Genomic DNA, 25,802 nt, shown 5'->3' on the forward strand with positions numbered 1-25,802 from the left:
AAACCTCGTCCTTGGCTGAATGAAAAACCCCCGGCTCTCGATCCGCCTGAGAGAGTGCCGGGGGCGAACTTTGCGTAAAACAGCGTTGAGAGCGTTCAGCTCCTGACCATCGTGATGTTGACGCCCCGGATCTCACCTTTGGAGTTGATCTGCACGGTCTGCTTGTTGCCGGTGGTGCGCAACGTCAGGTTGGCGGCAAATCCGTTGGCCTCGACGAAGACCTGAATCTGGCCGCCGCCGGCGGTGCCCTGCAAGCTGCCATTGATGTTGCGGCTGGCTTCGCTCCAATTGCCAGAAAGCCGGTCGCCGTTGCTGGTGACGTCGCTGGTCAGATCGAACTTGTAGCTGTCGCTGGCGCACCGCAGGGTCTGCCGCAGACCCAACCCCGTGCCGTCGACCTTGTAGTCCGCCTTGCAGCGAATGCGCTCGACGGTGCCGTCAGACAGCGCAACCGTTCCGGTGCCGGACCAGGCGCCGTTGAAGCCGGCGAACGGGCTGCCCGACTGCGCATGCCCCGCCGAGACGGACATCATCAGTGCGGCGCCGACGCCTGCGGCTTTCATCGCCTGCGCAAACGGACTGGAGCCAAACAGTTTCATATCGCGTTTCCCATCTCTCAAAAATGACGCCTGTCATTCATGGCGCGCGCGTCGCTGCATCGAAAGTTTAGTGTTGCTGCACTGTCTCAGGTTCAAATGACAGGGCCGCGCGCCCGTAAAGCGAATCAGCCGATTTGTGAGCCTCTCGCATAGCGGATCCTCGACCGATCGGCCCTAGCCTCCCGGCCGGGATTGCATGCTTGCAACAGCCAAGTACGAAAAGCAATCGCGGCAGAATAATGTTCTAGTATCAAAAGCTTATCTGTGCCAATGAACGACATCCCGGAAGCCCACAAAGGGTGAGGCGGTCGCCGCAAATTTGGCCGCATTTGTCCACGCTTGTGCTTCTCGAAGCGACGCGCGGGGGTTCGCGGCGCTTTTAATCCCAAAAACCTTCCCGGCGATGCCTCGCGCGGGGCGGATAGACTCTGCTTCAGAATGAAGGAACATGATGCGTAAATATCTTCTGGCCCTTGCGCTGTCGTCGCTTGTCTTTTCCACCGCTTCCTTCGCTGACAATGGGCGTGGAACGCCGGAGGAGCAGAAGGCTTGCACCCGTGACGTGCAGAAGCACTGCCGTGCCGTCATCGATCAGGGCGACTTCACCATTCTTGCCTGCCTCAAGGAAAATCGTGCCAAAATCAGCCCGGCCTGCGACTTGGTGCTGAAGTCCCACGGGCAATAATCGCCAAGCCTGGCGCGTCAGCGACGCGCCAGGCGCGTTAACAATTGCCATCGCGCCCCCGCAAAAGCCGGGCCGGGGGCGGCGGAACACCCAGACAGCATTGGTTTTGAAAGCATATTCGCCTATATGGGAGCCGTGCTTCGCGGTTTTGCGCGAAGATCGTTTGGTGACCTTCAGGCCTTCGCGCCCAACGGATGTAGCCAGTTCCCGATGACCGCCGCGAGCGAATTGCGATCCGGAAAGACGCACCGCGACGAGAACTTTCCGGTCGCCTCGTTTCTGATTCACCCGCGGCACCGAGCGCTGATTCTCGCCTTCTACAATTTTGTCAGGACCGCCGACGATATCGCCGACCATGCAACGCTCGCAGCAAGCGACAAGCTCGCCTATCTCGACCTGCTCGAGGCCGAGTTGCTCGGCAAGGGCGACAGCCAGAAAGAGGCGGTTATTTTGCGGCGGGCGCTCGCCGAGCGCGGCATGCCGCCGCGCCACGCGCTTGATCTGCTCGCCGCATTCCGGATGGACGTGACCAAGCTGCGCTACGAGAACTGGGACGACCTCATCCACTATTGCCGCTATTCCGCGATGCCGGTCGGCCGCTTCGTGCTGGACGTCCATGGCGAGAGCACCTCGACCTGGCCGGCCAATGACGCACTCTGCGCGGCGCTGCAGATCAACAACCATTTGCAGGATTGCGGCAAGGATTTTCGCAATCTCAATCGCGTCTACCTCCCGCTCGACGCGCTGGAGGCCTCGGGTGCATCGGTCGAAATGCTTGGAGGCGACAAAGCGCCGGCGGAGCTGCTGCAGTGTCTGCAGGCGCTCGCCGCGCGCAACGAGCGTCTGCTCGAAAACAGCAAATCGTTCAGCGCCGAAGTGAAGGATTTTCGGCTTGGGCTTGAAATCTCGGTGATCTATGCCTTCGCCGAGAAGATCGTGCGGTTGCTCAAAGTCCGCGATCCCCTGAGCGAGCGGGTGCATCTGAGCCCGCTCGAGCTGCTCTTCTACACTCTGGGCGGCATGGCCGCCGAGACGGCGCGCCGCGTAATGGGCCGGCGGCCCGTGTCTAAAGCGGCGGCGGGCCGATGACGGTTCAAGCTGCCGCGTCTGATACCAATTACGGCACGACTGCGTCCGGCAGTTCGTTCTATGCCGCCATGCGCATCCTGCCGCGCGAGCAGCGCGACGCGATGTTTCAGATCTACAGCTTCTGCCGCCAGGTCGACGACATCGCCGATTCCGACGGCCCGCGCCCGGAGCGGCTGAGGGCGCTGCAGCAGTGGCGCGAGGACATCGATGCGCTGTACCGGGGCAATCCGCCGCCGCGTCTGCGCGACTATGGCGCCTCGGTGAAGAAATTCGGCCTGCAGCGCGAGGATTTCCTCGCCATCATCGACGGCATGGAAATGGACGTGCCGCAGGAGATCCGCGCGCCGGACCTTGCGACGCTTGATCTCTATTGCGATCGTGTGGCGAGCGCGGTCGGGCGGCTCTCGGTGCGGGTGTTCGGGCTGCCCAGCGATGATGGCATTCTGCTCGCTCATCATCTCGGCCGGGCGCTGCAGTTGACTAATATCCTGCGCGACATCGACGAGGACGCGAGCCTCGGCCGGCTCTACCTGCCGCGCGAGGAGCTGGAAAAGAACGGCGTCACCTCGACCGACCCGCTCAAGGTCGCGACCGAGAAAGCGCTGCCGAAGGTTTGCGCGGCGCTGGTCGAACGGGCGCGGGGCCACTTTATCGAGGCCGACAAAATCATGGCGCGCTACCCACGCCGCGTCGTGCGCGCGCCGCGGATCATGTCGAAATATTATCACGCGATCCTGCAACTGCTGATCGCGCGGGGATTTGCGGCCCCGCGCGCGCCGGTGCGCGTCAGCAAATTCGCCCGCCTCGCCATCGTCTTGCGCTACGCCTTCATCTGATGCCAAAGACCGTCCACATCATCGGCGCCGGAATTTCGGGCCTGTCCGCGGCCGTACGGCTGGCAGACGCGAACCATCAAGTGCATGTGCACGAGGCCACGCAGCAGGCGGGCGGCCGCTGCCGTTCCTATTTCGACGCGGCGACCAATCTCACCATCGACAACGGCAACCACCTGCTGCTGTCAGCCAATCATCATGCGCTGGCCTATGCGCGCGCCATCGGCAGCGAGAAGGGGTTGGTCGGGCCGGCGCGGGCGCAGTTTCCCTTTGTCGATCTAGCGACCGGGCGGCGCTGGCAGCTCGACCTTGGTGATGGGCGGCTGCCGCTTTGGGTGCTCGATCCAAGCCGCCGCGTGCCCGATACCAGCTTGGCCGACTACCTTGCGCTGGCGCCCTTGATCTGGGCCAAGGAGAGCAAGCGGATCGACGAGGCCATCCGCTGCGAGGGCACACTGTATCATCGGCTGGTGCAGCCACTCCTGCTCGCAGCGCTCAATCTTGATCCGCCCGAAGGCTCGGCAGGCCTCGCCGGCGCGATCGTGCGCGAGACCCTGCTCGCCGGTGGGCAGGCTTGTCGGCCGCTGATCGCACGCGACGGCTTGAGCGCGGTGCTGATCGAGCCTGCGATCAAGCGTCTCCAGGCCAAGGGGGCGAGTGTCCGCATCGGTCATGAGCTGCGCGAGCTCGTGATGGCGGGGGACCGCGTCAGCGCGCTGAAATTCGGGGGCGAGGACACCATCCCGCTTGGCGTGGATGATGCCGTGGTGCTGGCCGTGCCGCCGCGGGCGGCGGCCTCGCTGCTGCCGGGCCTGAAAACGCCGACGAAATTCCGCGCCATCGTGAACGCGCATTTCCGCTTTGACCCGCCCCGCGATGCGCCGCCCATCCTGGGCGTCGTCGGCGGGCTCGTGGAATGGCTGTTCGCCTTCCCACAGCGGCTCTCGGTCACCATCAGCAATGGCGACCGCCTGGTGGATCAGCCGCGCGAGGAGCTCGCGCAGGCCATTTGGCGGGACATCTGCAAGGCCGCGGGCGTTGCCGGCGAGTTGCCGCCCTGGCAGATCGTGCGCGAGCGCCGTGCGACCTTCGAGGCAACACCCGCGCAAAATGCTCTTCGTCCGGGGCCGGTCACGGCTTTCAAGAACCTGTTTCTCGCGGGCGACTGGACGGCTACGGGACTGCCAGCGACGATCGAGGGCTCGGTCCGGTCAGGGGACAGCGCCGCGGATCATGTGCTGGCCGCCGGCTCGTAACGCCGGCAAACGAACGGCACGCGCTTTGCTTGTTAGGGTTGCGGGCGGGATAGATCATCCGGCCGTGGCGCGCAGGGGCGATACCCACTTGCAACACATTCCGAAAAAGGCTTGTGGAACGGCGACGTTCGATGGCAACCGGATTTCCACGGGTATTTTATCTGCGCTAGATGGGTATTGTGAATTCGTCCCGCCGAGGGGGCCGGTGCGGGATCGGAATTGAAAACACCAACAGCAGGGTGGCAGGGGTCGAGAAGTGAGTTTGGGGGCGGAGGACGAGGCTACCGCGGATAAGGGGATCGATCCGCGGCCAGTTCTGATTGTGACCGGTCTGGTGCAGGAGGCCCGCATTGCGGCTGGCCCTGGCATGGTTGTCATTTGCTCGAGCAGTGATCCCAAACAGTTGCGCGCGCTGCTGACCGTGTTTGATCCGACGACGATCCGCGGCGTCATCAGCTTTGGCGTGGCGGGCGGCCTCGATCCGTCGTTGAAACCGGGCGATATCGTGCTGGCTACCGAAGTCGTCGCCGGCGACGGCCGCTGGCTCGCCGAGCTGTCCTTGAACGAAGAGGTGGTGGCGAGCGTGGCGCTCAGGCGCCGGCGCATCATCCGTGGCGGCCTTGCCGGGGCGGAGGAGGTGGTTGCCGCCCAAGCCCGTAAGGCGGCCCTGTGGCTGCAGACGGGCGCTAAGGCGGTCGACATGGAAAGCCACATCGCCGCGGCCTATGCGGCCGATGCCGGCCTGCCGTTCGCGGCGCTGCGCGTGATCAGTGATTCGGCTCACCGCTCGCTGCCGGCCCTTGCCAAATCGGCGATTAGGCCGGATGGCAAGGTCGATCTGCGCAAGATCTTCTCCGGCGTGGTCCGCAATCCGCGGACACTCAGCGCGCTGGTCTCGACCGGGATCGATTTCAACCGCGCGCTGCGCTCCTTACGCGGCTGTCGAGGCTTTCTGCTTGGCAGCGAGGGCCTCCTCGCGGCGGATCTCTGAGAGCTTCTTCTGGACCTGCTCTGAGAAGATGTACTGCGCCGGGCGCTGCTTGGAGAGGTCGATCTCCGGCGCCATGGGACCCGTGGTGCGGATGCCGCGCAGCGCCACCCACATCGCCTTGAGCGGGTTGTTGATCGCCGCCGTCGCCGCGGTCGGCTCGTAACCGCAATGCGCCATGCAGTTGGCGCACTTCTCGTACTTGCCGGTGCCGTAGGAATCCCAGTCGGTGGTCTCCATCAGCTCCTTGAAGGTCTTGGCGTAACCTTCGCCCAGCAGATAGCAGGGCTTCTGCCAGCCGAAGATGTTGCGCGCGGGCATGCCCCACGGCGTGCATTCGAAATTCTGGTTGCCGGCCAGGAAGTCCAGAAAAAGGCCCGAATGCATGAAATTCCACTTCTTGCCCTTGCCCAGCGCGAAGACGTCGCGGAAGAGCCGCTTGGTCTTGGTGCGGTTGAGGAAGTGCTCCTGATCGGGCGCGCGCTCATAGGCATAGCCCGGCGACATCGATACGCCGACGCCGAGCTCGGTGCAGAAGTCGAGGAATTTGGCGATCTCTTCCGCCGGATGGCCGTCGAAGATGGTGGCGTTGACGTTGACGGTAAAGCCGCGCGCCTTCGCCGCCTTGATCGCGGAGACGGCGCGGTCGAACACGCCCTTCTGCGAGACCGACTTGTCGTGGTGATCGCGCAGGCCGTCCAGATGCACGGAGAAGAACAAATAGGGTGAGGGCTCGAACAGGTCGAGCTTCTTCTCCAAGAGCAGCGCGTTGGTGCACAAGGAGACGAACTTCTTGCGCGCAACGAGGCCCTTGACGATCTCGCCGATGTCCTTGTGGATCAGCGGCTCGCCGCCCGGAATTGCCACCATCGGCGCGCCGCATTCGTCGGCAGCGTCCAGGCATTCCTGCACCGTCATGCGGCGGTTGAGGATAGCGTCGGGATAGTCGATCTTGCCGCAGCCGGCGCAAGCGAGGTTGCAGCGAAACAGCGGCTCCAGCATCAGCACCAGCGGATAGCGCTTCCGGCCGAGCAGCTTCTGCTTGATCAAATAGCTGCCGATACGCAGCTCCTTCAGGAACGGTATTGCCATTACGGGTTTTCTTTCTCGAGTCTCAACGGTTGCCGTTCAGCCTGCCGCCAATTCGGCGGGCAGGCGAAATTCAATATTTTCTTCCCGACCCGGCAGCACCGATACCGTCACCGGGCCGATACGCCGGAGCGCCTCAATAACGTCGTCGACTAGCACTTCCGGCGCCGAAGCACCGGCGGTGATGCCGACGGCCCTGGCGCCCTTCAGCCAGTCGGGGTTTAATTCGCTCCCGTCCGCAATCAGATAACTCGCGACGCCGGCCTCGGTGCCGATTTCGCGCAATCTGTTCGAATTGGAGCTATTGGCGGCCCCCACCACCAGGATCACATCCACCAGCTTGCTAAGATCCCTTACCGCAGTTTGCCGGTTCTGTGTCGCATAGCAGATATCCCGGATATCCGGTCCTTGAATATCTGTAAATTTGGCCTGGAGCGCCGCGATGATGTCCTTGGTGTCGTCGACCGAAAGGGTGGTCTGCGTGATGTAGGCCACCGGCGTATCCGCTTGCAGCGTCAGAGCCTTCACATCCTCGACATTCTGCACCAGGAGCACGGGACCGGGGACCTGGCCCATGGTGCCCTCGACCTCGGGATGGCCGGCATGTCCGATCAGGATCACGGTCCGGCCCTTCGACATGTAGCGCTTGCCCTGATTGTGGACCTTGGTCACGAGCGGGCAGGTCGCATTGAGCACCGGCAAGCCGCGCTCGGCGGCCTCCTCCTCGACGGAGCGCGCCACGCCATGGGCGCTGAACACGGTCACCGCCATCGGCGGCACCTCCGAGAGATCCTCGACGAAGATGGCGCCCTTGTTTTTCAGGCTTTCGACGACGTATTTGTTGTGCACGATCTCGTGGCGCACATAGACCGGCGGTCCGTACTTCTCCAGCGCACGCTCGACGATCTCGATCGCGCGGACCACGCCGGCGCAAAATCCGCGCGGCTGCGCGAGATAGATCTGTCTCGGATGTTCGTTATCCGTACCCAAACTCATTCCTCGTCACCTCCGGGTGCCACGAACATCTGCAATCTCCGCACCACCACGATGTTTCCTGTTCCCGGTCCACGCGAGCCGCGCGGGAACCAGGGGTTTGTGTCAAAAATTCAGCAGCGCGAAAGGCAGATCGGCTCAGAAACGGGCCGCGAGCCGATGCGGTACTATAGTAGTCAGCGCTAAGTTACGGAAGCTAAAGCCCTTATTACCTCACGTGTTCGCCACTTTACCGCCCAGCAATCCCGGTTATATCAGCCGCATCGCGTGAGCGCTGTCGTTTTCCTGCCACGCTCGGGCAGTCCTTACGAGGAAGAAAGTTCAAATCCAGGTTAATCCGGCCTAGGAAACGCCGCCAGACAGCCGGACGTTTCCGGCGACCCCTGAACCATTAGAAAGAAAAGAAGTGCTGACAAGTATCGTTGTTTCGATCGTCAGAGCCTGTACCCGATTCGCCGTTCTGACTTTACTTGTCGGATTCGCTCTGGCGATTGCGGCCGGCTATTACACGGCGCGGCATTTTTCCATCAACACCGACATCAACACGCTGATTTCGGAGAAGCTGGATTGGCGCCAGCGCGATCAGCAGTTCGACCGGGCCTTCGATCGCGACAGCACGATTCTGGCCGTGGTGGAAGCGCCGACGCCCGAACAAACCATCGCCGCAGCGAGCGCACTCCTGGACAAGCTCAAGAGCGACACCACGCACTTCATGTCGACGCAGCCGCTCGGCTGGGGCGAGTTCTTTGACAGGGAAGGCCTGCTGTTTCTGCCGACGGAGGAAGTTCGCGAGATCACGGGCCAATTCGAATCCGCCGCGCCCCTGGTCGAGATCATGGCGGGCGATCCTTCGATCCGCGGGCTCACCGGTGCGCTGGAGACCGGGCTTGCCGGCGTCAAGCGCGGCGAGGTGAAGCTCGACAACACCGCGCGGCCTTTCAACATGATTGCGCAGACCGTGGAGGACGTCCTCAACAAGCACAACGCCAACTTCTCCTGGCGTGCGCTCACCAGCGATCAACCGCTCACAGATTCCGACAAGCGCGCCTTCATCGAGTTCAAACCGGTCCTGGATTACAATGCGCTCGAGCCTGGCAGAGCGGCCACCGATGCAATCCGGAGCGCGGCTGCCGACCTCGACTTTGCCGGCAAATATCAGGCGCGGGTCCGCCTGACCGGGCCGGTGCCGATCGCCAACGAAGAATATTCGACCGTGCAGGAGGGCGCGATCATCAACGGGATCGGCACCGTGATCGTGGTGCTGGTCATCCTGTGGCTCGCGCTGCACTCGGCGAAGATCATCCTGGCCGTGTTCGTCAACCTGTTCATCGGGCTTGCGATCACCACGGCCGCGGGATTGGCGCTGGTGGGCTCGCTGAACATCTTGTCCGTCGCCTTTGCGGTGCTGTTCGTGGGCCTGGGTGTGGATTTCGGCATTCAGTTCAGCGTCCGCTACCGCTCGGAGCGCTTCAAGAACAACGATCTGAAGCAGGCGCTGGCCCAGGCGGCGCGTCGCGTCGCGGTGCCCTTGTCGCTGGCGGCGATGGCGACGGCGGCAGGCTTTCTGTGCTTCATGCCGACCGACTACAGGGGCATTTCCGAGCTCGGCGAGATTGCCGGCGTCGGCATGCTGTTTGCGTTTCTCTCCAGCATCACCGTGCTGCCGGCATTGTTGACCCTGCTCAACCCGCCCGGCGAGAAGGAGCCAGTCGGCTATGCCTTCCTGGCGCCGGTCGATCATTTTCTGGAGAAGCACCGTATCCCGATCGTGGTTGGCACGCTGGCCGTGTCGGTGGCCGGCCTGCCGCTGCTCTACCAGATGCGGTTCGACTTCAACCCGATGCATCTGCGCAATCCGAATGCCGAGTCGATCGCGACCTATCTCGACCTGCGCAAGGATCCGAACACCGGCGCCAGCGCCATCAATGTGCTGACGCGTTCCGATGCCGAGGCCCAGCAGATCAAGGCGAAGCTCGAGAAGCTGCCGGAGGTGCTGCGCGTGATGTCGCTGGATAGTTTCGTGCCGGAGGACCAGGGACCGAAGCTGAAGCTGATCGCGCAGGCCGCGAAGACGCTTGGTCCCGCGCTCAATCCTGATTCCGTCGATCCTGCGCCCTCCGATCAGGAGAACATCGATTCCCTGAAGAGCTCGGCTGCCGCCCTGCGCCGCACGGCGGGCGACGACAAGGGGCCGGGTGCCATGGCCTGCCGACGGCTCGCCGATGCCTTGGAAAAACTCGCCGCCGCGACTGAGGCCACGCGCAACAAGGCGCAGGCGATTTTCGTCACCCCGATGAATGTCGTATTCAACCAGCTAAGGAGCGCGCTGCAGGCGCAGCCGGTCAGCCTGGAGACGCTGCCGCAGGGCTTGGTGCGCGAATGGAAGAGCAAGGACGGCCTGATGCGGGTCGAGGCGCTGCCGCGCGGCGATCCCAATGATAACGATAATTTGCGCAAATTCGCCAGCGCCGTGCTCGCCGCCGAACCGACCGCGATCGGTGGGCCGGTCTCGATCTTGAAATCGGGCGACACCGTGGTCAGCGCCTTTGTCCATGCGGGCATCTACGCGCTTGTGGTGATCAGCCTGTTGCTGTGGATCACGCTGCGGCGGATCACCGACGTGCTGATGACGCTCGTGCCGCTGTTGGTCGCGGGTGCCGTAACGCTGGAAATCTGCGTGCTGATCGGGCTGCCGCTCAACTTCGCCAACATCGTCGCGCTGCCGCTCTTGCTCGGCGTCGGCGTTGCGTTCAAGATTTATTATGTCACGGCGTGGCGCTCGGGAAGGACGAATCTGTTGCAGACCAGTCTGACGCGGGCGATCTTTTTCAGTGCCATGACCACGGCGACCGCTTTCGGCAGCCTCTGGCTGTCGAGTCATCCCGGCACATCCAGCATGGGCAAACTGCTCGCGCTTTCGCTGTTGACCACGCTGGCCGCCGTGCTGCTGTTTCAGCCTGCGCTAATGGGCAAGCCCCGCGATATCAGGGAGTAGGCAGATGTCGCCGACCGGATCGTTCGGATGGGCGGACGCGTGCTTCTGAGCAGGCGAGGTGGCCGCACCGGTGGTCCGCGGCGGGTTGGGCACTGTCGGAGGCGCGTTGCTCTTCGGAGCACCGCCTTTCGCCATGCTGTTGGCGGGGCTCGAGGGAATCGGCGGCGCGACGCGGGTCCAGGTCTCGCCGCCGCAGAGAAAGCCGAGCACGCAGCCCTGAATTTCGAGATGGTTGGGGTCGGTGGGCTTGATGGTAGAACTATAGGTCTGCCCATCCTTAGCGTTGTAGACTTGCCCCTCCCACTGATCGGTGCTGGGCTTTTTCTTCATATCGAGCAGGATTGGCATGCCCAAAGTCGGCCTATTCCGTTTTGACGGATCGGGGTTATTGGTGTCGCGACCGCCCGGCTCTTTCTCCCAGGCGATCACGCCCCACATGTCGCCATTACATTGCGCAACCCGGACATTTGCGACACCATCGGCCACCCGCCAGTCTCCTGTCGGGTCAAGAGCCAAAGCAGGCACGATGCTACTGAGAAGAAAAACCCCCGAAAAAATACCGACTTTACGCATGAACTTTCGTGGGCAGTGCAGCATGGCTCAAACCTGTGCTTGCTTTGAGGGTGTGAATGAGGGCAAAACGCCGCATTGAGCGTTTTCAGTTGACGAGATGGCCATCAACCGAAGTATGTAGCTGATGCTAAGTCCGAATCTAGACGTTTCCGAGATGTTTGTTGAGCGTCAGGCGCAGCGTAGCGCCATGCATGCGCGCCACCTCAATGAGCAGCTCGTCCGCGTACTCAAAACGATCGGGTACGATGTTGGGTTCCAGAAGGGGCAGGGCCAATATCTCTACGACCGCGATGGCGTCCGCTATCTGGATCTGTTGAGCGGTTTCGGCGTCTTCGCCATCGGGCGCAATCATCCCACCTTGCGCGCGGCCTTGAAGAGCGTGCTCGACAGCGACCTGCCCAATCTGGTGCAGCTCGATGTCTCGACCCTCGCAGGTGTCCTGGCCGAACGCCTGCTCAAGTTTGTCCCATATCTCGATAAAGTATTTTTCGCCAATTCCGGCGCCGAGACGGTGGAAGCGGCGATCAAATTCGCGCGCGGCGCGACGGGCCGCCCCGGCATCGTCTATTGCGGCCACGCTTATCACGGGCTTTCCTACGGCGCGCTGTCGCTGACGGACGACCCGAACTTCCGCAAGGGTTTCGAGCCCCTGTTGCCCGGCTGCACGCCGATCCCGTTCAACGATCTGGCCGCGCTGGAGCAGGCCCTGTCGTCGCGCGAGATCGCCGGCTTCATTGTCGAGCCGATCCAGGGCAAGGGCGTCAACATGCCGACCGACGAGTTTCTGCCGGGTGCGGCGGCGCTGTGCAAGAAATATGGCACGCTGTTCATCGCCGATGAAATCCAGACCGGCATGGGCCGTACCGGCCGTTTCACCGCGGTCGAGCATTGGAATGTCGAGCCCGACATGGTGCTGCTCTCCAAGGCGTTGTCCGGCGGCCATGTCCCGGTCGGCGCGCTGCTCACGCGCAAGAGTATCTTCGACAAGATCTTCAACCAGATGGATCGCGCGGTCGTACACGGCTCGACATTTGCGAAAAACGATCTTGCGATGGCGGCGGGCATCGCCACGCTCGAAGTGCTGGAGTCGGAAAAGCTGATCGAGGCCGCCGCCAAGCGCGGCGCAGAGCTCCGGCTGGCGCTGACCCGCATGGTGCCGGGCTACGAGCTGATGAAAGAGGTTCGCGGCAAGGGCCTGATGATCGGCGTCGAGTTCGGTCCGCCGAAATCGCTGCGGCTGAAGGCGTCCTGGAACGTGCTGGAAACCGCGAGCAAGGGGCTGTTCTGTCAGCTCATCACCGTGCCGCTGTTCAAGGATCACAAGATTCTCACCCAGGTCGCCGGCCATGGCAGCCATACCATCAAGCTGCTGCCGTCACTCAACATCACCGAAGAGGACTGCAACTGGATCGCGACCGCGTTCGACAGCGTGATCGCCGCCAGCCACAAGGTCCCCGGCGCGATCTGGTCGCTCGGCAAGACGCTGGTCGACAACGCGGTGCGGAAGTCGGCGTAACACTGGGGCATCAGCCGTAGTCCGCATGAGCGTAGTAACATGCGGGAAATGGCACGGGTCACCCGGATATCGCTTCGTTCATTCCGGGCTACGCTCTATCCCTCCTTATTCGCGCGCGTCGCGGCCTCGAATTTCTCGCTGAACTCGGCGAGTTCATCCGCGCCGATATCGCTGATCGCCCAGAACTTCAGGCCGCGGTCGCTCCAGGTGCGGATGTTGTAGCCCTGCAGTGTCTCGGTTCGGGCCGCACGATGCTCGGTGTTCGCGGTCTGCGCGACGAACAGATTGATCACGTGCGCCCGCCGCTTGTAGACGACGGCTCCGATCGGGCGGGCGTCGACATAGTCAAGGCGGCCGCCGATCAGGGTAAAGCCCTGTGCAGTGAGGTCGATCACGGGCGGGGCGACGTCGATCCTGCCGTTGAACCATGGCTTGACCGTGTGCTGGTCGGTCGAGAGCACGTCGGTGAGGTGGCCGGCCTGCAGTGAGCGCAGATGCGCGGAGACGATCTCGGACATGATGCGCTGCTCGTCGTCCTCGCGCAGCACGATGGCGACGAGCCCGGTTGCGGCAAGCGCCGACACTGCTGATCCCATCGCAAAACCGCGCAGCACCAGGCGCCGGCTCGGCGCTGCGGCCGTCGCCTTTGGCAGCGCGGCTTCGACGCGGCGCCGCAGGCTTTCCGGCGCGGTATAGCGCAGAGCGGCGCCCGCGATCACCTGGCTCATCTGGCGATAGGCGGCGAGGGCGGCGGTGCAATGCGTGCACGCGGCGACATGGGCCTCGACCTCGCGCGCGTGGCTCGCATCGAGCTCGCCGTCGATCAGCGCGTGAATCAGGATTTCGGCTTCCTCGCATGTCATCTCGACGCCTCCTGTTCCGCGATCCATGCCGCGCGCAGCATGGCGCGGGCGCGTGCGAGACGGGACATCACGGTGCCAACCGGCGCCCCGACCGTCTCGGCAATTTCGCGGTAGGACAGGTTGTTGATTTCGCGCAGCACGAAGGTCTCGCGGAACGGCTCGGCGAGCGTATCGATCAGCCGGCGGATGGCATCCGCGTCGCGCTCGCGCAGGATCTGCGCCTCCGGCGTCTCCTGGCTCTCGTGCCACAGTGGCGTTTGCTCTGCCGCTTCCGGCGTGTCCTCGATGGTCGCGGCGGGCGCGGCGGCGCGGCGCGCGTATTCGGCGCGGCAGATATTGCGCAGGATCGCGAACAGCCAGGGCCTGATCGCCGGACCGCGATAGGTGTCGAAATGCTTCAGCGCGCGCAGATAGCATTCCTGCACCGCGTCCTCGGCATCCGCGGCATCGCGCAGCAAATAGCGCGCAAGCGTGTAGACGTCGTTCAGATGCGGCAGCGTCAATTCGCGAAAGCGCCGCGTCCTGTCGGGATCATGATCGAAACTGAAGACCGGCATCGCCTTTTGCCCGGCGGTTGCAGAAGACGCGGGTGCCCGGCCGGCTTTAGGCCACCGGCCGGGCACTATTGTGATGCCTTGGTTTGCGGCACTACTCAACCTTGATCATTCCCGTCATGTGCGGGTGCAGCGAACAAAAATATTTGTAGTCGCCGGCCGCGGTGAAGGTGAAGGAGAAGCTGTTGTCGGTATCCATGGTCTTCGACCTGAATTTGCCTGCCGATACCACCGTGTGCGGGATGTCATCGTGATTGGTCCAGGTGACGGTGTCGCCGAGCTTCACCGTCAGTTCGGGCGGAGTGAAGGTGAAGTTGTCGATCGTCACCTGCACCTCCTGGGCCTGCGCGCTGTAGGCGCCGAGCGTGAGGGGAATGATCGCGGCGAGCGCGAAGCGAAGCAGGAGGTGGCGACCCAAGCCGCGGAAATAGGTCAGCGTCATTTGCGAATTCCCTTAGCCCTGCAGCGGCGTGTCGATGATGGCGAGGCGCTGATCGCCTTGCTTGAAGTTGACGCTGGCAATCCCGAGCACGCTGCGCAGCCTGCTGTCTTCGACCTTCATTGGTCCGGGCGAGGGGGCGGTACCGGGTGCGGGTTGCGGGAAGGCCGTGGAGCGTGCGGTGTGGAAGGTGACGTTGCCTTCGACCTTCTGCATCACCTGGTGGATATGCCCGTTGAGCACGGTGACCGAGCCGAAGCCCTTAAGATATTCCAGCGCACGCGCGCTGTCCTCGGTGCCCCAGCCCCATTGCTGATAAACGGTCCACAGCGGGATGTGCGCGAACACCACGATCGGCGTGGATTTCGATTTTCCCTTGAGGTCGTCTTCGAGCCATTCGAGCTGCTCGGCGCCGAGATTGCCGAGGCCGCCGGCCTTCAGGTCTACGACGTTGACGAGGCCAACGAAGTGCACGCCATTGGCATCGAACGAATAATAGCCCGGGCCCTTGGTGCCCTTGCCGTAGCGTTCCTTGTAGAACTTGACCTCTTCATCGAGGAAGTCGTGCTCGCCCGGCACGTAATGCACATCCAGCTTGGCCTGCGAGATGATGCGGTCCGCATCGTCGAACTCGGAGGCCTTCGACAGGTGCGAGATGTCGCCGGTATGAATCATGAAGGCGGGCTTGGTCTGTAGGGCCTTCACCTTGTTGATCGCCTCTTCGAGCGTGCCGAGGGCGTGGGGGTTGGCCGGCTTGTCGAATCCGACATGGCTGTCGCTGATTTGCAGGAATGTCAGCCCGGGCTCGGCGGCGCTCGCGGCATCGACCAGCCCGAGCGAGCGCGGCACGCCGCCGGAAATGGTCCAGAGCACGCCGGTGCCCGCCCAGGTCATGCACTCCAGCACTCTGCGGCGGCTGACGCCGGCTTCCTCGTCGTGATGGTGATCGTGGCTCATCGCGCTCTCTCCTTGGACCCATGATCGGGCTCCACGGCCTTGATCGAGCGCGCTCGGAGTTTATTCCCACCGCATCCGCGGCAGCCGCTGGCGTTGCGGCAGGGTTAATGACGTTTGCGTGAACTGGTGCGGGATTCGTCTGGGCTACAGCAGATCACGCTCGGCGCGTTGCTGATGAGCCGCACGCCATTTCGGGCCGCGCCCGCGCATGTAGTGCAGCTCGGGCCGATAGGGATCACAGGCGGCTTTGATCAGCCTCTGCCACCCCGCAGCGATCACATGTAGGCTGCGTCGAAGCGGAGACAAGGACGGCTGCGCGATCGGCATGGTGTCCTCACCGCCGGAATTCATCAAAGCCGTGGAGTAACGCGGCCCACGATGTTCCCCATCACGAATTCCACAAGGCCAGCGTCGCCTGCGCGCATTCGTTCATCACGGTCAGCGCGCGTTGCACGGTTGCTTCGCCGAGCACGAACGGATTGGGTCCCTCGGCCGACTTCGCGGCCAGCTTCTCCACCGCGCCGTCGTAAAGATTGTGGTTGGAGAGGAAGACATCCACGCCTTGCAGCTTGGCGATCTTGAGCGTGCGCGCCGTCGCGTCGATATAGGCCTGCAGCCGCTCGGGCTTTTTGCCGAAATTGAAGGCGGTGCCGCCCCACAACAGAGCGCGATGCTTCTGCGAGCCCGACCAGACGTCGAACAGCGGAGAAATCGTGCCCATGGTGTGACCGGGCGTGATCAGGATATCGATGGTGGTGTCGCCGAGCGTCACCTTGGCGCCGTCGCCGACGGAGACATCGCGCTTTGGCGGCCGACCCCAGAGCGGGCTGTCGAACTCGAGTTTGGTCTCCATCATCGTCCAGTCGGCTTCGCTTGCGACGATGCGCGAATCGTATTTCCGCACGAAATAATTGGCGCCGCCATAGTGATCCCCATGGCCATGCGTGACGATGATCGTTTTCACCTCGGCCGGATCGAGCCCCAACGTCTTGAGCCCGCCCTCGACGATCCGCGCGGCCTCTTCCTCATTGTCCATGGCGTCGATCAGGATGATGCCGCCGGACGTGGTGATCGCCCAGCTACTCACCCATTTGCTGCCGACAAAATAGAGATTGTCGAACGCTTTTCCGGGTGGCGGTGCCGGCATCTTCATGAGTGCCGCAAGGTCAGGCGCCTCCGGTTTGAAGTTCGGATCGGCTGATTGCCCAAGCGTGAGATAGGCTCCGAGATCGGAGCCGGCGGCTTCCTTGGCCGCCGCGAGATGCCGCGCCACGTCAGGAGAAGGCGTCTGCGCATGCGCAAAAGGTGCCGCCATGACGGCACAGCACGCGCATCCCAGCTTCAGGAAGCCACGCCGGCTGGTGCCGACTTCGGAGGACGTGTCTTCGGCACGAAATGATGGCGGCGTCGGGCGCTGGAATAGCGTCATTTTATCCTCCCCATTGTTGAACGCGCTAGGGCGCATCTTCCAGGATCATTGTGGCGCCTTTTTCGGCGATCATCGCGGTCGGTGTATTGGTGTTGCCTGAAGTGATCGTCGGCATGATCGAGGCGTCGACCACGCGAAGCTGGCCGATGCCGAAAAACCGCAGCCGCTCGTCGACGACGGCAAGCGGGTCGGTTGCGGCGCCCATCTTCGCAGTGCCCACGGGGTGGAAGATGGTGGTGCCGATATCGCCGGCGGCCTTCGCGAGCGCGGCGTCGTCATCCCCGACGCTGGGGCCGGGCAGGAGTTCGGACGGCGAAAAGCGCGCCAGGGCGTTCTGGCGCATCAGCCGCCGCGTGGTGCGGATGGCGTCGGCGGCGACCTGGCGGTCGTCCTCGGTCGACAGATAGTGCGGCGCGATCGAGGGCTTCTCATTTGGATCGGCTGAGCGGATGCGTATCTCGCCGCGTGAGGTCGGCTGCAGATTGCAGGCGCTCACGGTGATGGCGGGGAAGCGGTGCAGGGGGTCGCCGAATTTGTCCAGCGACAAAGGCTGCACGTGGAATTGGATGTTGGCGCGCTCGCGCGTCGCGTCCGACCGGGTGAAGATGCCGAGCTGCGAGGGGGCCATGGTGAGCGGCCCGCGGCGACGGAAGACATAATCGAGCCCCATCAGGCCGCGCCGCGGCAGCGACCAATAGGTCTCGTTCAGCGTTCGCACGCCACTGACCTTGTAGATCGCGCGCTGCTGCAGATGATCCTGCAGATTGCGCCCGACGCCAGGCTTGTCGCGCAGGACCTCGATGCCGAGCGGGGAGAGCCAATGCGCGGGCCCAATGCCGCTGCGCTGCAGCACCTGCACAGATCCGATTGCGCCGGCACACAGGATCACCTCGCCTTTGGCACGCGCCTCGAACGTCTCGCCGTCCCGAGCGAAGCGTACGCCCACCGCACGGCCGTCCTCGATCACGAGCCGATCGACCAGCACGTGTTTTTCGAGCCGCAAATTGGGGCGGCCTAGTGCGGGCTTGAGAAAGCCGCGCGCGCTGGACCAGCGCCGCCCGCGCTTCTGGTTGACGTGGAAATAGCTGACGCCTTCGTTGTCGCCCGTGTTGAAATCGGGGATTTTCTTGATCCCCATTTCTTCCGCGGCATTCCCCACTGCGTCCAGAATGGCCCAGGATAGCCGCGGCGCCTCGATGCGCCAGCCGCCACCTACGCCGTGGTGCTCGCTTTCGCCCAGGAAATGATCTTCGAGTTTCTTGAACAGCGGCCAGACGTCGTCGCGGCCCCAACCGGTGAGCCCGAGCTGCCGCCAATGGTCATAGTCGGCTCCCTGGCCACGCATCGAGATCATGGCGTTGATGGCGGAGCAGCCGCCGATCACCTTGCCGCGAGGGTAGGCCAGCGAGCGTCCGTTCAGGCCGGGCTCGGGGTCGGTGCGAAACATCCAGTCGGAGCGGGGATTGCCGATGGCGAACAGGTAGCCGACCGGAATGTGGAACCAGATCCAGTTGTCGTCGCCGCCGGCTTCCAGGATCAGCACGCGGTGCTTCGGATCGGCCGACAGGCGGTTGGCGACGATGCAGCCGGCCGTGCCCGCGCCGACCACGATATAGTCGAACTCGCCCTCAAGCCGTCTCATAACTCCCTCACTTTCCTCGGATTTTTACGCGCTCGCGCATTTTTGCTGCACCTGTATAGACTGCCGCGGCGCTGGGCGGAACACGGCTTGCATGCTAGAGAGGACTACCCGCCATCCGAACCAAACAGCCGAGACTTTCCATGCCCATCGTCAATCGCGTCGCCGATCTGCACCCCGAAATCCAGGCCTGGCGCCGCGACCTCCATGAACATCCGGAACTGCTCTATGACGTCCACCGCACCGCAGCCTTCGTGGCGGACAGGTTGCGGGAATTCGGCTGCGATGAGGTCGCAACCGGCCTTGGCAAGACCGGAGTCGTCGGCGTCATCAAGGGGAGGAAGGCCGCGACAAATGGCGAGGTCAAGGTGATCGGCCTGCGCGCCGACATGGATGCCTTGCCGATCGAGGAGCGGACCAATCTTCCCTACGCCTCCAAGACCAAGGGCATGATGCATGCCTGCGGCCATGACGGCCACACCGCCATGCTGCTCGGCGCGGCGCGCTATCTCGCGGAGACCCGGAATTTCGCCGGCAACGCCGTCGTGATCTTCCAGCCGGCGGAAGAGGGCGGCGCGGGCGCGGCCGCGATGATCAAGGACGGCTTGATGGAGCGCTTCGGCATCGAGCAGGTCTACGGCATGCATAACGGCCCGGGCATCCCGATCGGTTCCTTTGCGATCCGTACCGGCCCGATCATGGCGGCCACAGATGCGATCGATATCAGGATCGAGGGCCATGGCGGGCATGCGGCACGGCCGCACAAATGCATCGACTCCGTGATGGTCGGCGCACAACTCGTGACCGCTCTGCAGCAGATCGTGTCGCGCAACGTCGACCCGCTCGAATCGGCTGTCATTTCGATGTGCGAATTCCACGCCGGCAATGCCCGCAACGTGATCCCGCAGACCGCGGAGCTGCACGGCACCGTGCGTACGCTGACGCCGGAGGTGCGCGACCTCGTGGAGCGGCGGGTGCGCGAGGTGGTGGCGGGCGTCGCCCAGATCACCGGCGCCAGGATCGACCTCACTTACGAGCGGGGCTATCCCGTCACCGTCAACCACACCGCGCAGACCGAGCAGGCGATCAGCATCGCCAAGCAGGTGGTGGGCGAGGGCAATGTGCACGAGACGCCGCCGCTGATGGGCGCGGAGGATTTCGCCTATATGCTGGAAGCACGGCCGGGCGCCTTCATTTTCTGCGGCAACGGCGACAGCGCAGGCCTGCATCACCCCGCCTATAATTTCAACGACGAGGCGATCCTCTACGGCACCTCCTATTGGATCAAGCTGGTGGAGAACACGCTGGCAGCGTGAGGCCGGGCTTATGGCGGCGGTTCGGAGGTGATCATTGCGCTCCACGATTTGTGCTTTCAAGCGATCGGGCGTCATTCCGGGACGCCTCGAAGAGGCGAAACCCGGAAGCTCGTCATTCGGGGTTCGATGCTTCGCATCGCCCCCGAATGACGGGCGAGACAATTTAGACCAGCCTTGTTCTAAGAGTGCGCGCGGAGGATGGTGACCCGGGTTTCGTCCACGAAGCTCCGCTCGTCCTGACCGGCTTGCCGGAACAGGCTGCGCTCTACCACGAGGGCGCGTCCATCGGTCGTTTTGGTACATTTCTCCTTGATGTAAACCCCGCCGACCGGTTGTTCGCCGGCATCCGGCTGGGCCTGCGTGCAGGTCCAGCCCTCGGATCCATAGCGCGCCTTCACCTGGGGACCGAACAGGAAGGCCTTCTTGCGCAGATAGAGCCTTGCCTTTGGATCGGTCTCGATCTTCAGGCCGGCAACGGTGCCGGCGTCGTCGATCAGCGCTGTCAGGTTAGCCGGATGGCCGGCTACGATGGTGCCGTCCTTGCTCGTCGCGGGGTCGTAGCCAAAGCGTAGCGACCGCAATTGATCCGTGCCGACCGGACAACTACGCCAGTCGGACCAGCCTGAAAGCTTGCGGCTGGCATCGGTCGCGCAAGCAAAATCCGTATAGCCAGTACCAGGAAGATCGGCGACGGCCATTCCGATCCTGATGTCGCGCAGATCGTTGCCGGAGAAGTCCTCGGCCGCTGCTTGCTGCAATGTCAGCACAATAGCTATCGCCAATGGGGTCCACGGCTTCATTTCGACTGCCCCGATGTGGCTGTATTCGTATCGGTCGATTGCTGCGCCTTGTAGACGTCGCAGACGCGAGATCCCTCGCCGAAAAACGCGATGCATTCGCCGTAGTTCGGTTCGCCTTTACCTTTGATATGGGAAATGACGTAATCCGCCACGGCTTCGATGTCCTTGGGACGTAAGAAGGTGTTGGCCTCCGGCGGCATCCGGCCGCCGACGTCCTGGCGCGTCATCTCGTAGCATTTGACGGTGTCATAGGCGCCGCGGGTGAAGAACGGCATGCCGGTTCCCGGCCTGCCGCATCCCACGGTTTCGATGATCTGTTCACGCGTCAGCTCGGTCTTTCGTAACGAGAGTGCATCGCCGCCATAGCCGCCGCCACCGTTACCGTGCCATTTGTGGCAGCCAACGCAATTGGCTCGCTTGAAGATGGCCTTGCCGGCGTCGGTGGGATCCGCCGACTGCGCCGCTGCCCCTGTCGTCATCGCCGCCGCTGCGACCATGACGAACGCCGCAGCAGCCCTGTTAAGTCCAATCATTTTCTCTTGCCGATCCGTTCTTGCGAAGAGGAGCGGGCGAAAGGACATCCAATCGCCCGCTCGCGATTGCCTAGAGCGAGAACACGTAGAGCATCGATCCCGGCTGCATCTTTTTCAGTTCAGGCGTGGCATCGATGAACCACTTGTCCCAGGCGCCGCCCAGCCCGACGAGGATCGCAACATATTGCTTGCCGTCGACGGAGAACGTGATCGGAGGCGCATTCACGCCGCCGCCCGTGTTGAACTCCCAGAGCTTCGCCAGCGTCTTGCCGTCCAGTGCCATCACCTCGCCGGAGGGCTGACCGGAGAAGACCAGATCCGGGGTTGCGAGAATGCCGCCCAGATTCGGGAACGGCGTCTCGAACTTGCCCGCGATCTTGCCGCTCGTCACGTCGATCGCGGTGACGCTGCCGGTGATGCGAACCGGCTGGCTCGGGCCACCGCCGGTCCAGAACTCGCGTTTTTTCAGCTTCGCCGGCGTTTCTTCCTCGACCGTGATGCGGTTGCAGCTTTCGATCACCGGGATGTACCAGAGTTTCAGCTCCGGATTGTAGGCCGTGGGCGGCCAGTTCTTGCCGCCCATATTGCCGGGGCAGATGTCGGTGACCTTGTTTTGCCGACTCGGCGTGACCGCGGCATTGTAGAGCTGCACCTGCTTGCTGGGGTCGTATTCGGCCGGCTTGCCGGTCTCGGGATCAAGGCCCTTGGTCCAGGTCACCTTCTTCACGAAGGGTAGGCCCCAGACGAACTTGCCGTTGGTGCGGTCGACCGCATAGGCAAAGCCGTTGCGGTCGGCCTCCAGCGCGAGCTTCTCGGTCGAGCCGTTGGGGCCGGGAACATCGACCAGTACGTTCTCAGCCACGCTGTCGTAGTCGTAAGGGTCGTTTGGCGTGTGCTGATAGTGCCATTTGATCTTGCCGGTATCGGCATCGAGCCCCAGCGAACTGTCCGTGTAGAGATTGTCGCCGGGCCGATATTCATTGTCCCAGTCCGGCCCGGGATTGCCGACACCCCAGACGATGGTGTTGCTTGCCGGATCATAGCTGCCGGTCACCCACGTTGAACCGCCGCCGCTCGCGGCTGCGTTCTGGTCGTCCTTCCAAGTCTCGTGCCCGGGCTGATCCTTGCCGGGGATCGTGTAGGTGCGCCACACCTCCTTCTGCGTGGTCAGATCGGTCGCCGCGATCCAGCCGCGGATGCCATATTCCGCGCCGGCGACGCCCGTGATCGCCATGTTCTTGACGATCAATGGCGCGCCGGTGACGACCTCGCCCTTGTCGGGATCGGCGACCTGCCGTTGCCAGGCGACTTGGCCGGTCTCCTTGTCGGTCGCGATCAGCCGGCCGTCGAGCGTATGCGAAATCACGAGATTGCCCCACAGCGCGACGCCGCGGTTGTCAACGCCGCAACAGGCCACCGCGCCCGCCCAGTCGTGGTCGGTCTTTGGATCCATCTTCCAGAGCAACGTGCCTTTGCCGCCATGGGTGTCGATCTTGTAGACCGAGCCCCATCCGTCGGTGACATACATCATGCCATTCTCGACGATCGGCGTCCCTTCGAGACCGCCATGGGTCCAGATGCCGCCGCCCTCGACGCCGCCAAGCTGCATGGTCCATGCAACCTTGAGGTCTTTCACATTGCCCTTGTTGATCTCGGAAAGGTTGGAGAAGCGGGTGGCGGAAAAATCCTTATGATGAAGAAGCCAGTTGCCGGGCTCCTTGTCTGCATTCAGCAGCCGCTCGGGCGTGACCTCATCCGCCTTGCCTGGCAGCGCGGCGATGGTCGCGACCGCCGCGACGGTTGCGAGCAATGCGGCCCGCAACGACAGCCTGTGCCTTGTGAAGTCCTTCATGTCGTTTCCTCCTTCTTTGTTCATCGACCATTTGCTTCATTGACCTCGTGCAGAGGTATCGCTGTTGCGCTTGCGAACGATCTTAGGGAAGTTGGCGGACGTTCACCTCCGTTTCGATTGTTCCTGCCTTCTGGAACGCGATTGAGCAAGTGAACCGTTCGCCCGTCACGAGCGGCTGCCGGGTCTGGAGAAGCATCACGTGATAGCCGTCCGGCTTGAGCACCGTGGTGCTGCCAGCGGCAAGCGGGATTTGCGGGATCATTCGCATCGCGGGCGCACCTTCGCCGCGATCTACTGTATGCCTTTCGGAGAAATTTGCGACGGGGCATCTGACGCGCAGAAGCGCATCTGCGGCATCGGCTTCGTTGCGGATGGTCAGCAGCAGCGGCACATCGCTGCCGATCCGATCTGTCGCCGGAACCCACGCATCGACGATCCGCAGCGCCTCGTCGCCGGCGAGTAAGATCGAATGGCTCGCTATCAAACCGACTGCAACGATGAGCAGCCCGCGTGCCGCAGCGGCAAGTGCCTTGCGCTTCACGATCGGCCACGTTGCCGACATTGGTTTGTCCTCAGCCTTTCCAAACGCGTCACGGGCGGACGTTGTGTCACAACAATCCTCGCGTCGCACGCCTGGACGTTTCCCCAAATACGCTTTGCTGAAGTTGAGTTGAAGTGACAATTGTGGCGGCACGTCGATGACGCACTGCGAAGCATGATCGCCGATCCGACATTTCTGCCTTGTCCGTCTCGCATCGTTAAATCCTCTGCATCCGTGATGCCAGTGGTGCGAACGGCGCTCGGGCTGGGATGCCAAGGCCCGGCATCGCAGGACCCGGCTGACATGCCTTCGTGTTCTCGCGGCGCGTGGCGTCCGAGCTGTGCCAGGAGCTTCGCCCTCTTAAGATCAGAGGGCGCAGGGAAGGCCGGGTGGCCGCTGCACCCGGGGCCCCCGCGCAAAGAAGGTTGCGCGAGCGCGCGTTGACCACAGGTACAGGCGGTGATCACACCGGCCTTCCCTGCGCGAGTGGTTTACGGCTTACTTCGTGCTCTTCCCGGTGAACCAGGCTGATTGCCACCGTCGCCGGCGCGATGCGTCAGCATCGTCCGCCAGCTTGACGCCTGCAAGGGCGCGTCAGAACCACACGACTTCGCCGTCCGCGAGAGAGGCCGCTCGTCCATCGGCCCCCCGCGTCCACCGCATTCCGCACCACGTTCGTGACGACGCGTAACGCCCCTCATGTCGGCGCGGAACGGAGAGGAGTAATCATCAATTTCTGAAAAAGCGAAAGGGGAATATTTTTGCGCTGGGATCTGGACGGCCCAAATCGGATTGAATTGCCTCGGCAAATTCGATTTTTCGCGCACGTGAAATTCGCAGGCTTTCGCGCCGTTCAGCGGGTGCGACAATCGAAAATTCAACTGGTTTGGCTGCCCGACGGGCGAATCGAGGGATCGCCGAGCGATATCCCCGCATCGATCAGTTCGTCGAACTGCGCATGATGCGTCCGACGCCATACTGATCTCCAACGCGGCTGACCTTGCCATCGGCAAAATCGATCTCGATCATGTCCTCCGACGAACCGATCAGGCCCACGGACTTGTGTGTGTGAGCGTCGAATATCTCGGTCGGATCATCGCTGCTCTTGTTGGGCGCGACATAAGCGTAGTTGCCTTCGATGTCGAAGGTAAGCCAATGTGCCCCGCGATGACTTTTCATGCTGATCCGCTCCACCAGGACCGGGGCCATCGGATCGCGCATGCTCCATACATAGATGTGCGGATCGCCCGCGCTGCTGCTCTGCCACACCTCGCGCTCATCGGGCGTCCAGCCAATCCCGTGCAGCAGCCCGGGCTCGCCGTGCGGATGCTCCGCAAGACCGGCGGTGACGATGCGGCCGCTCTTGAGGTCGGCGACCTGCATCCCCCACAGGCCGGTCACGTTGTTCACCACGTAGCGGCTCGTGCCATCAACCGCGTAGGGGCCGAGAATGCCCGCGTAAGGGCCGGTGCGTGAGACCGCGTAGCTCTGCGGATCGATCAAATAGAGGTATTTCCCGCTTCCGTCCTCGGCCTTGGTCTCCTGAAAGAGCGGCCCGGAAACCGGGAAGAGGGTGTCGTGCGATCGATTAGAGAAATACACCTTGCGAACGGCATCACCCGTGCTGGCGTCCAGGACATTGATAAAGGGGGCCGAGCCGTCTTCCGAAGTCGGAACGTACAAGAGCTGCCCGCCCGGATGAATCGCCAGCCGATCGACGTCGGGATCGATGGCGCGATTCCAGAGCACTCCATCCTTGTAGACATCGAGGCAGTAGATCATCCCGACGCCCGAGCGGTTGCGGTAGGCCACGTAGAGCCGGCCGGTCGCCGTGCTGGCGGCGACCCCTCTCACGTCGTCCACCTCGCGAACGGTCTCGATGGTCTTAACAAGGCGATGCCCGGCGCTGATGTCGTAGACCGATATCGAGCCCCGTGTGGTCGCCGCCTGATTGACTGCGTAGAGGAAACGCCCGGTGCGCGGTTCGTGTGCGGCAAGCATTGGGCTCTCCGTCGACGTGCTGCTCGTTGATGCAGCGAGAGGTGTGGCCGCGGCGCTGCCGACCCTAGACCCGATCATTACGGTCGCCATGGCAACCGCGCAGGCAAGTCGAATCCGGTGCTGTCCAGCTGTCATCCGCCCGTCTCCCGAAGCGCGAACGCGATCAATAACCGTAAGGCATTTTGCGCAATGCCGGTATCCTCCTTCCGGCATCAGTGCGATCGTTGAGCGCGTAGGCGCAATCGCGCCAGCGTAACGCGGA

At 63.0% G+C, this 25,802-nt stretch carries 24 protein-coding genes; 8 read left to right on the plus strand and 16 right to left on the minus strand.

Translation table 11 applies throughout. The features are described 5' to 3' along the window. Window positions 1–95 precede the first annotated feature (95 nt). The gene (locus tag F758_RS0115805; RefSeq protein WP_024508765.1) at window positions 96–599 is read right to left on the minus strand and encodes a hypothetical protein; all 504 of its coding nucleotides are present in this window, start codon (window positions 597–599) and stop codon (window positions 96–98) included. Between the two features lie 451 nt (window positions 600–1,050). Between F758_RS0115805 and F758_RS0115810 the strand changes: the two genes are divergently transcribed. The 5 genes from F758_RS0115810 to F758_RS0115830 all read left to right on the plus strand — a co-directional run bounded on the left by F758_RS0115810 (window position 1,051) and on the right by F758_RS0115830 (window position 5,453). Next, window positions 1,051–1,284 carry a cysteine rich repeat-containing protein gene (locus F758_RS0115810; RefSeq protein WP_024508766.1) on the plus strand — a complete coding sequence of 78 codons (234 nt, stop codon included), beginning with the start codon at window positions 1,051–1,053 and terminating at the stop codon, window positions 1,282–1,284. Between the two features lie 210 nt (window positions 1,285–1,494). Beyond that, window positions 1,495–2,373 carry a squalene synthase HpnC gene (hpnC, locus tag F758_RS0115815; protein WP_024508767.1) on the plus strand — a complete coding sequence of 293 codons (879 nt, stop codon included), beginning with the start codon at window positions 1,495–1,497 and terminating at the stop codon, window positions 2,371–2,373. Then, window positions 2,370–3,209 carry a presqualene diphosphate synthase HpnD gene (gene hpnD, locus F758_RS0115820; RefSeq protein ID WP_024508768.1) on the plus strand — a complete coding sequence of 280 codons (840 nt, stop codon included), beginning with the start codon at window positions 2,370–2,372 and terminating at the stop codon, window positions 3,207–3,209. Before hpnC ends, hpnD begins: the two co-directional genes overlap by 4 nt. Further along, window positions 3,209–4,462 (plus strand): hydroxysqualene dehydroxylase HpnE, encoded by a 1,254-nt coding sequence (hpnE, locus tag F758_RS0115825; RefSeq protein ID WP_024508769.1) that lies wholly within the window; start codon window positions 3,209–3,211, stop codon window positions 4,460–4,462. Before hpnD ends, hpnE begins: the two co-directional genes overlap by 1 nt. Window positions 4,463–4,718: 256 nt before the next feature. Continuing rightward, window positions 4,719–5,453, plus strand: a complete 735-nt coding sequence (locus F758_RS0115830; protein ID WP_024508770.1) for a phosphorylase — start codon at window positions 4,719–4,721, stop codon at window positions 5,451–5,453. Here the strand turns inward: F758_RS0115830 and hpnH are convergent. Continuing rightward, window positions 5,394–6,542, minus strand: a complete 1,149-nt coding sequence (gene hpnH, locus F758_RS0115835) for an adenosyl-hopene transferase HpnH (protein WP_024508771.1) — start codon at window positions 6,540–6,542, stop codon at window positions 5,394–5,396. The genes F758_RS0115830 and hpnH overlap by 60 nt on opposite strands. Window positions 6,543–6,578: 36 nt before the next feature. Further along, a complete protein-coding gene (gene ispH, locus F758_RS0115840; RefSeq protein WP_035722182.1) occupies window positions 6,579–7,535 on the minus strand; it encodes a 4-hydroxy-3-methylbut-2-enyl diphosphate reductase in 957 nt (318 codons plus the stop codon). Window positions 7,536–7,938: 403 nt separating this feature from the next. Between ispH and hpnN the strand changes: the two genes are divergently transcribed. Beyond that, a complete protein-coding gene (gene hpnN, locus F758_RS0115845; protein ID WP_024508773.1) occupies window positions 7,939–10,527 on the plus strand; it encodes a hopanoid transporter HpnN in 2,589 nt (862 codons plus the stop codon). Here hpnN and F758_RS0115850 read toward each other — a convergent pair. Beyond that, window positions 10,495–11,124 carry a DUF2147 domain-containing protein gene (locus F758_RS0115850; RefSeq protein WP_024508774.1) on the minus strand — a complete coding sequence of 210 codons (630 nt, stop codon included), beginning with the start codon at window positions 11,122–11,124 and terminating at the stop codon, window positions 10,495–10,497. The two genes, hpnN and F758_RS0115850, sit on opposite strands and share 33 nt — an antisense overlap. 100 nt (window positions 11,125–11,224) lie before the next feature. Here F758_RS0115850 and hpnO point away from each other — a divergent pair, with 100 nt between their 5' ends. After that, window positions 11,225–12,616, plus strand: coding sequence for an aminobacteriohopanetriol synthase HpnO (gene hpnO / locus F758_RS0115855; RefSeq protein WP_024508775.1), 1,392 nt, complete (start codon window positions 11,225–11,227; stop codon window positions 12,614–12,616). A 95-nt stretch (window positions 12,617–12,711) separates the two neighbouring features. Here the strand turns inward: hpnO and F758_RS0115860 are convergent, their stop codons facing one another. The 7 genes from F758_RS0115860 to F758_RS0115890 form a co-directional block, all read right to left on the minus strand. Next, on the minus strand, window positions 12,712–13,479 hold the full coding sequence (locus F758_RS0115860; protein WP_024508776.1) for an anti-sigma factor family protein: 768 nt from the start codon (window positions 13,477–13,479) through the stop codon (window positions 12,712–12,714). Next, window positions 13,476–14,036, minus strand: a complete 561-nt coding sequence (locus F758_RS0115865) for a sigma-70 family RNA polymerase sigma factor (RefSeq protein ID WP_035722187.1) — start codon at window positions 14,034–14,036, stop codon at window positions 13,476–13,478. The genes F758_RS0115860 and F758_RS0115865 overlap by 4 nt, the downstream gene beginning before the upstream one ends. A gap of 91 nt (window positions 14,037–14,127) precedes the next feature. After that, a complete protein-coding gene (locus F758_RS0115870; RefSeq protein WP_024508778.1) occupies window positions 14,128–14,475 on the minus strand; it encodes a cupredoxin domain-containing protein in 348 nt (115 codons plus the stop codon). Between the two features lie 12 nt (window positions 14,476–14,487). Beyond that, window positions 14,488–15,429 (minus strand): metallophosphoesterase family protein, encoded by a 942-nt coding sequence (locus F758_RS0115875; RefSeq protein WP_024508779.1) that lies wholly within the window; start codon window positions 15,427–15,429, stop codon window positions 14,488–14,490. Between the two features lie 144 nt (window positions 15,430–15,573). Further along, a complete protein-coding gene (locus tag F758_RS0115880) occupies window positions 15,574–15,756 on the minus strand; it encodes a hypothetical protein (protein ID WP_024508780.1) in 183 nt (60 codons plus the stop codon). 61 nt (window positions 15,757–15,817) lie between these two features. Then, the gene (locus F758_RS0115885) at window positions 15,818–16,858 is read right to left on the minus strand and encodes an MBL fold metallo-hydrolase (RefSeq protein ID WP_084305438.1); all 1,041 of its coding nucleotides are present in this window, start codon (window positions 16,856–16,858) and stop codon (window positions 15,818–15,820) included. 25 nt (window positions 16,859–16,883) lie between these two features. After that, entirely contained in the window at window positions 16,884–18,500 is a 1,617-nt protein-coding gene (locus F758_RS0115890) for a GMC family oxidoreductase (protein WP_024508782.1), read from the minus strand. 140 nt (window positions 18,501–18,640) lie between these two features. Between F758_RS0115890 and F758_RS0115895 the strand changes: the two genes are divergently transcribed. After that, window positions 18,641–19,813: a M20 aminoacylase family protein gene (locus tag F758_RS0115895; protein WP_024508783.1), complete on the plus strand. Its 1,173-nt coding sequence runs from the start codon at window positions 18,641–18,643 to the stop codon at window positions 19,811–19,813. 179 nt (window positions 19,814–19,992) lie between these two features. Here F758_RS0115895 and F758_RS0115900 read toward each other — a convergent pair whose 3' ends face one another. The 5 genes from F758_RS0115900 to F758_RS0115920 all read right to left on the minus strand — a co-directional run bounded on the left by F758_RS0115900 (window position 19,993) and on the right by F758_RS0115920 (window position 25,540). Further along, a complete protein-coding gene (locus F758_RS0115900) occupies window positions 19,993–20,613 on the minus strand; it encodes a hypothetical protein (protein WP_024508784.1) in 621 nt (206 codons plus the stop codon). Beyond that, window positions 20,610–21,110, minus strand: a complete 501-nt coding sequence (locus F758_RS0115905; protein ID WP_024508785.1) for a c-type cytochrome — start codon at window positions 21,108–21,110, stop codon at window positions 20,610–20,612. Before F758_RS0115905 ends, F758_RS0115900 begins: the two co-directional genes overlap by 4 nt. Window positions 21,111–21,216: 106 nt before the next feature. Then, a complete protein-coding gene (locus F758_RS0115910; RefSeq protein ID WP_024508786.1) occupies window positions 21,217–22,998 on the minus strand; it encodes a PQQ-dependent dehydrogenase, methanol/ethanol family in 1,782 nt (593 codons plus the stop codon). 82 nt (window positions 22,999–23,080) lie between these two features. Beyond that, a complete protein-coding gene (locus F758_RS0115915; RefSeq protein ID WP_245286508.1) occupies window positions 23,081–23,815 on the minus strand; it encodes a copper chaperone PCu(A)C in 735 nt (244 codons plus the stop codon). 663 nt (window positions 23,816–24,478) lie between these two features. Continuing rightward, window positions 24,479–25,540 (minus strand): YncE family protein, encoded by a 1,062-nt coding sequence (locus tag F758_RS0115920; RefSeq protein ID WP_024508788.1) that lies wholly within the window; start codon window positions 25,538–25,540, stop codon window positions 24,479–24,481. Window positions 25,541–25,802: the final 262 nt, after the last annotated feature.

The organism is Bradyrhizobium sp. ARR65, assembly GCF_000472385.1.
Lineage (GTDB): Bacteria > Pseudomonadota > Alphaproteobacteria > Rhizobiales > Xanthobacteraceae > Bradyrhizobium.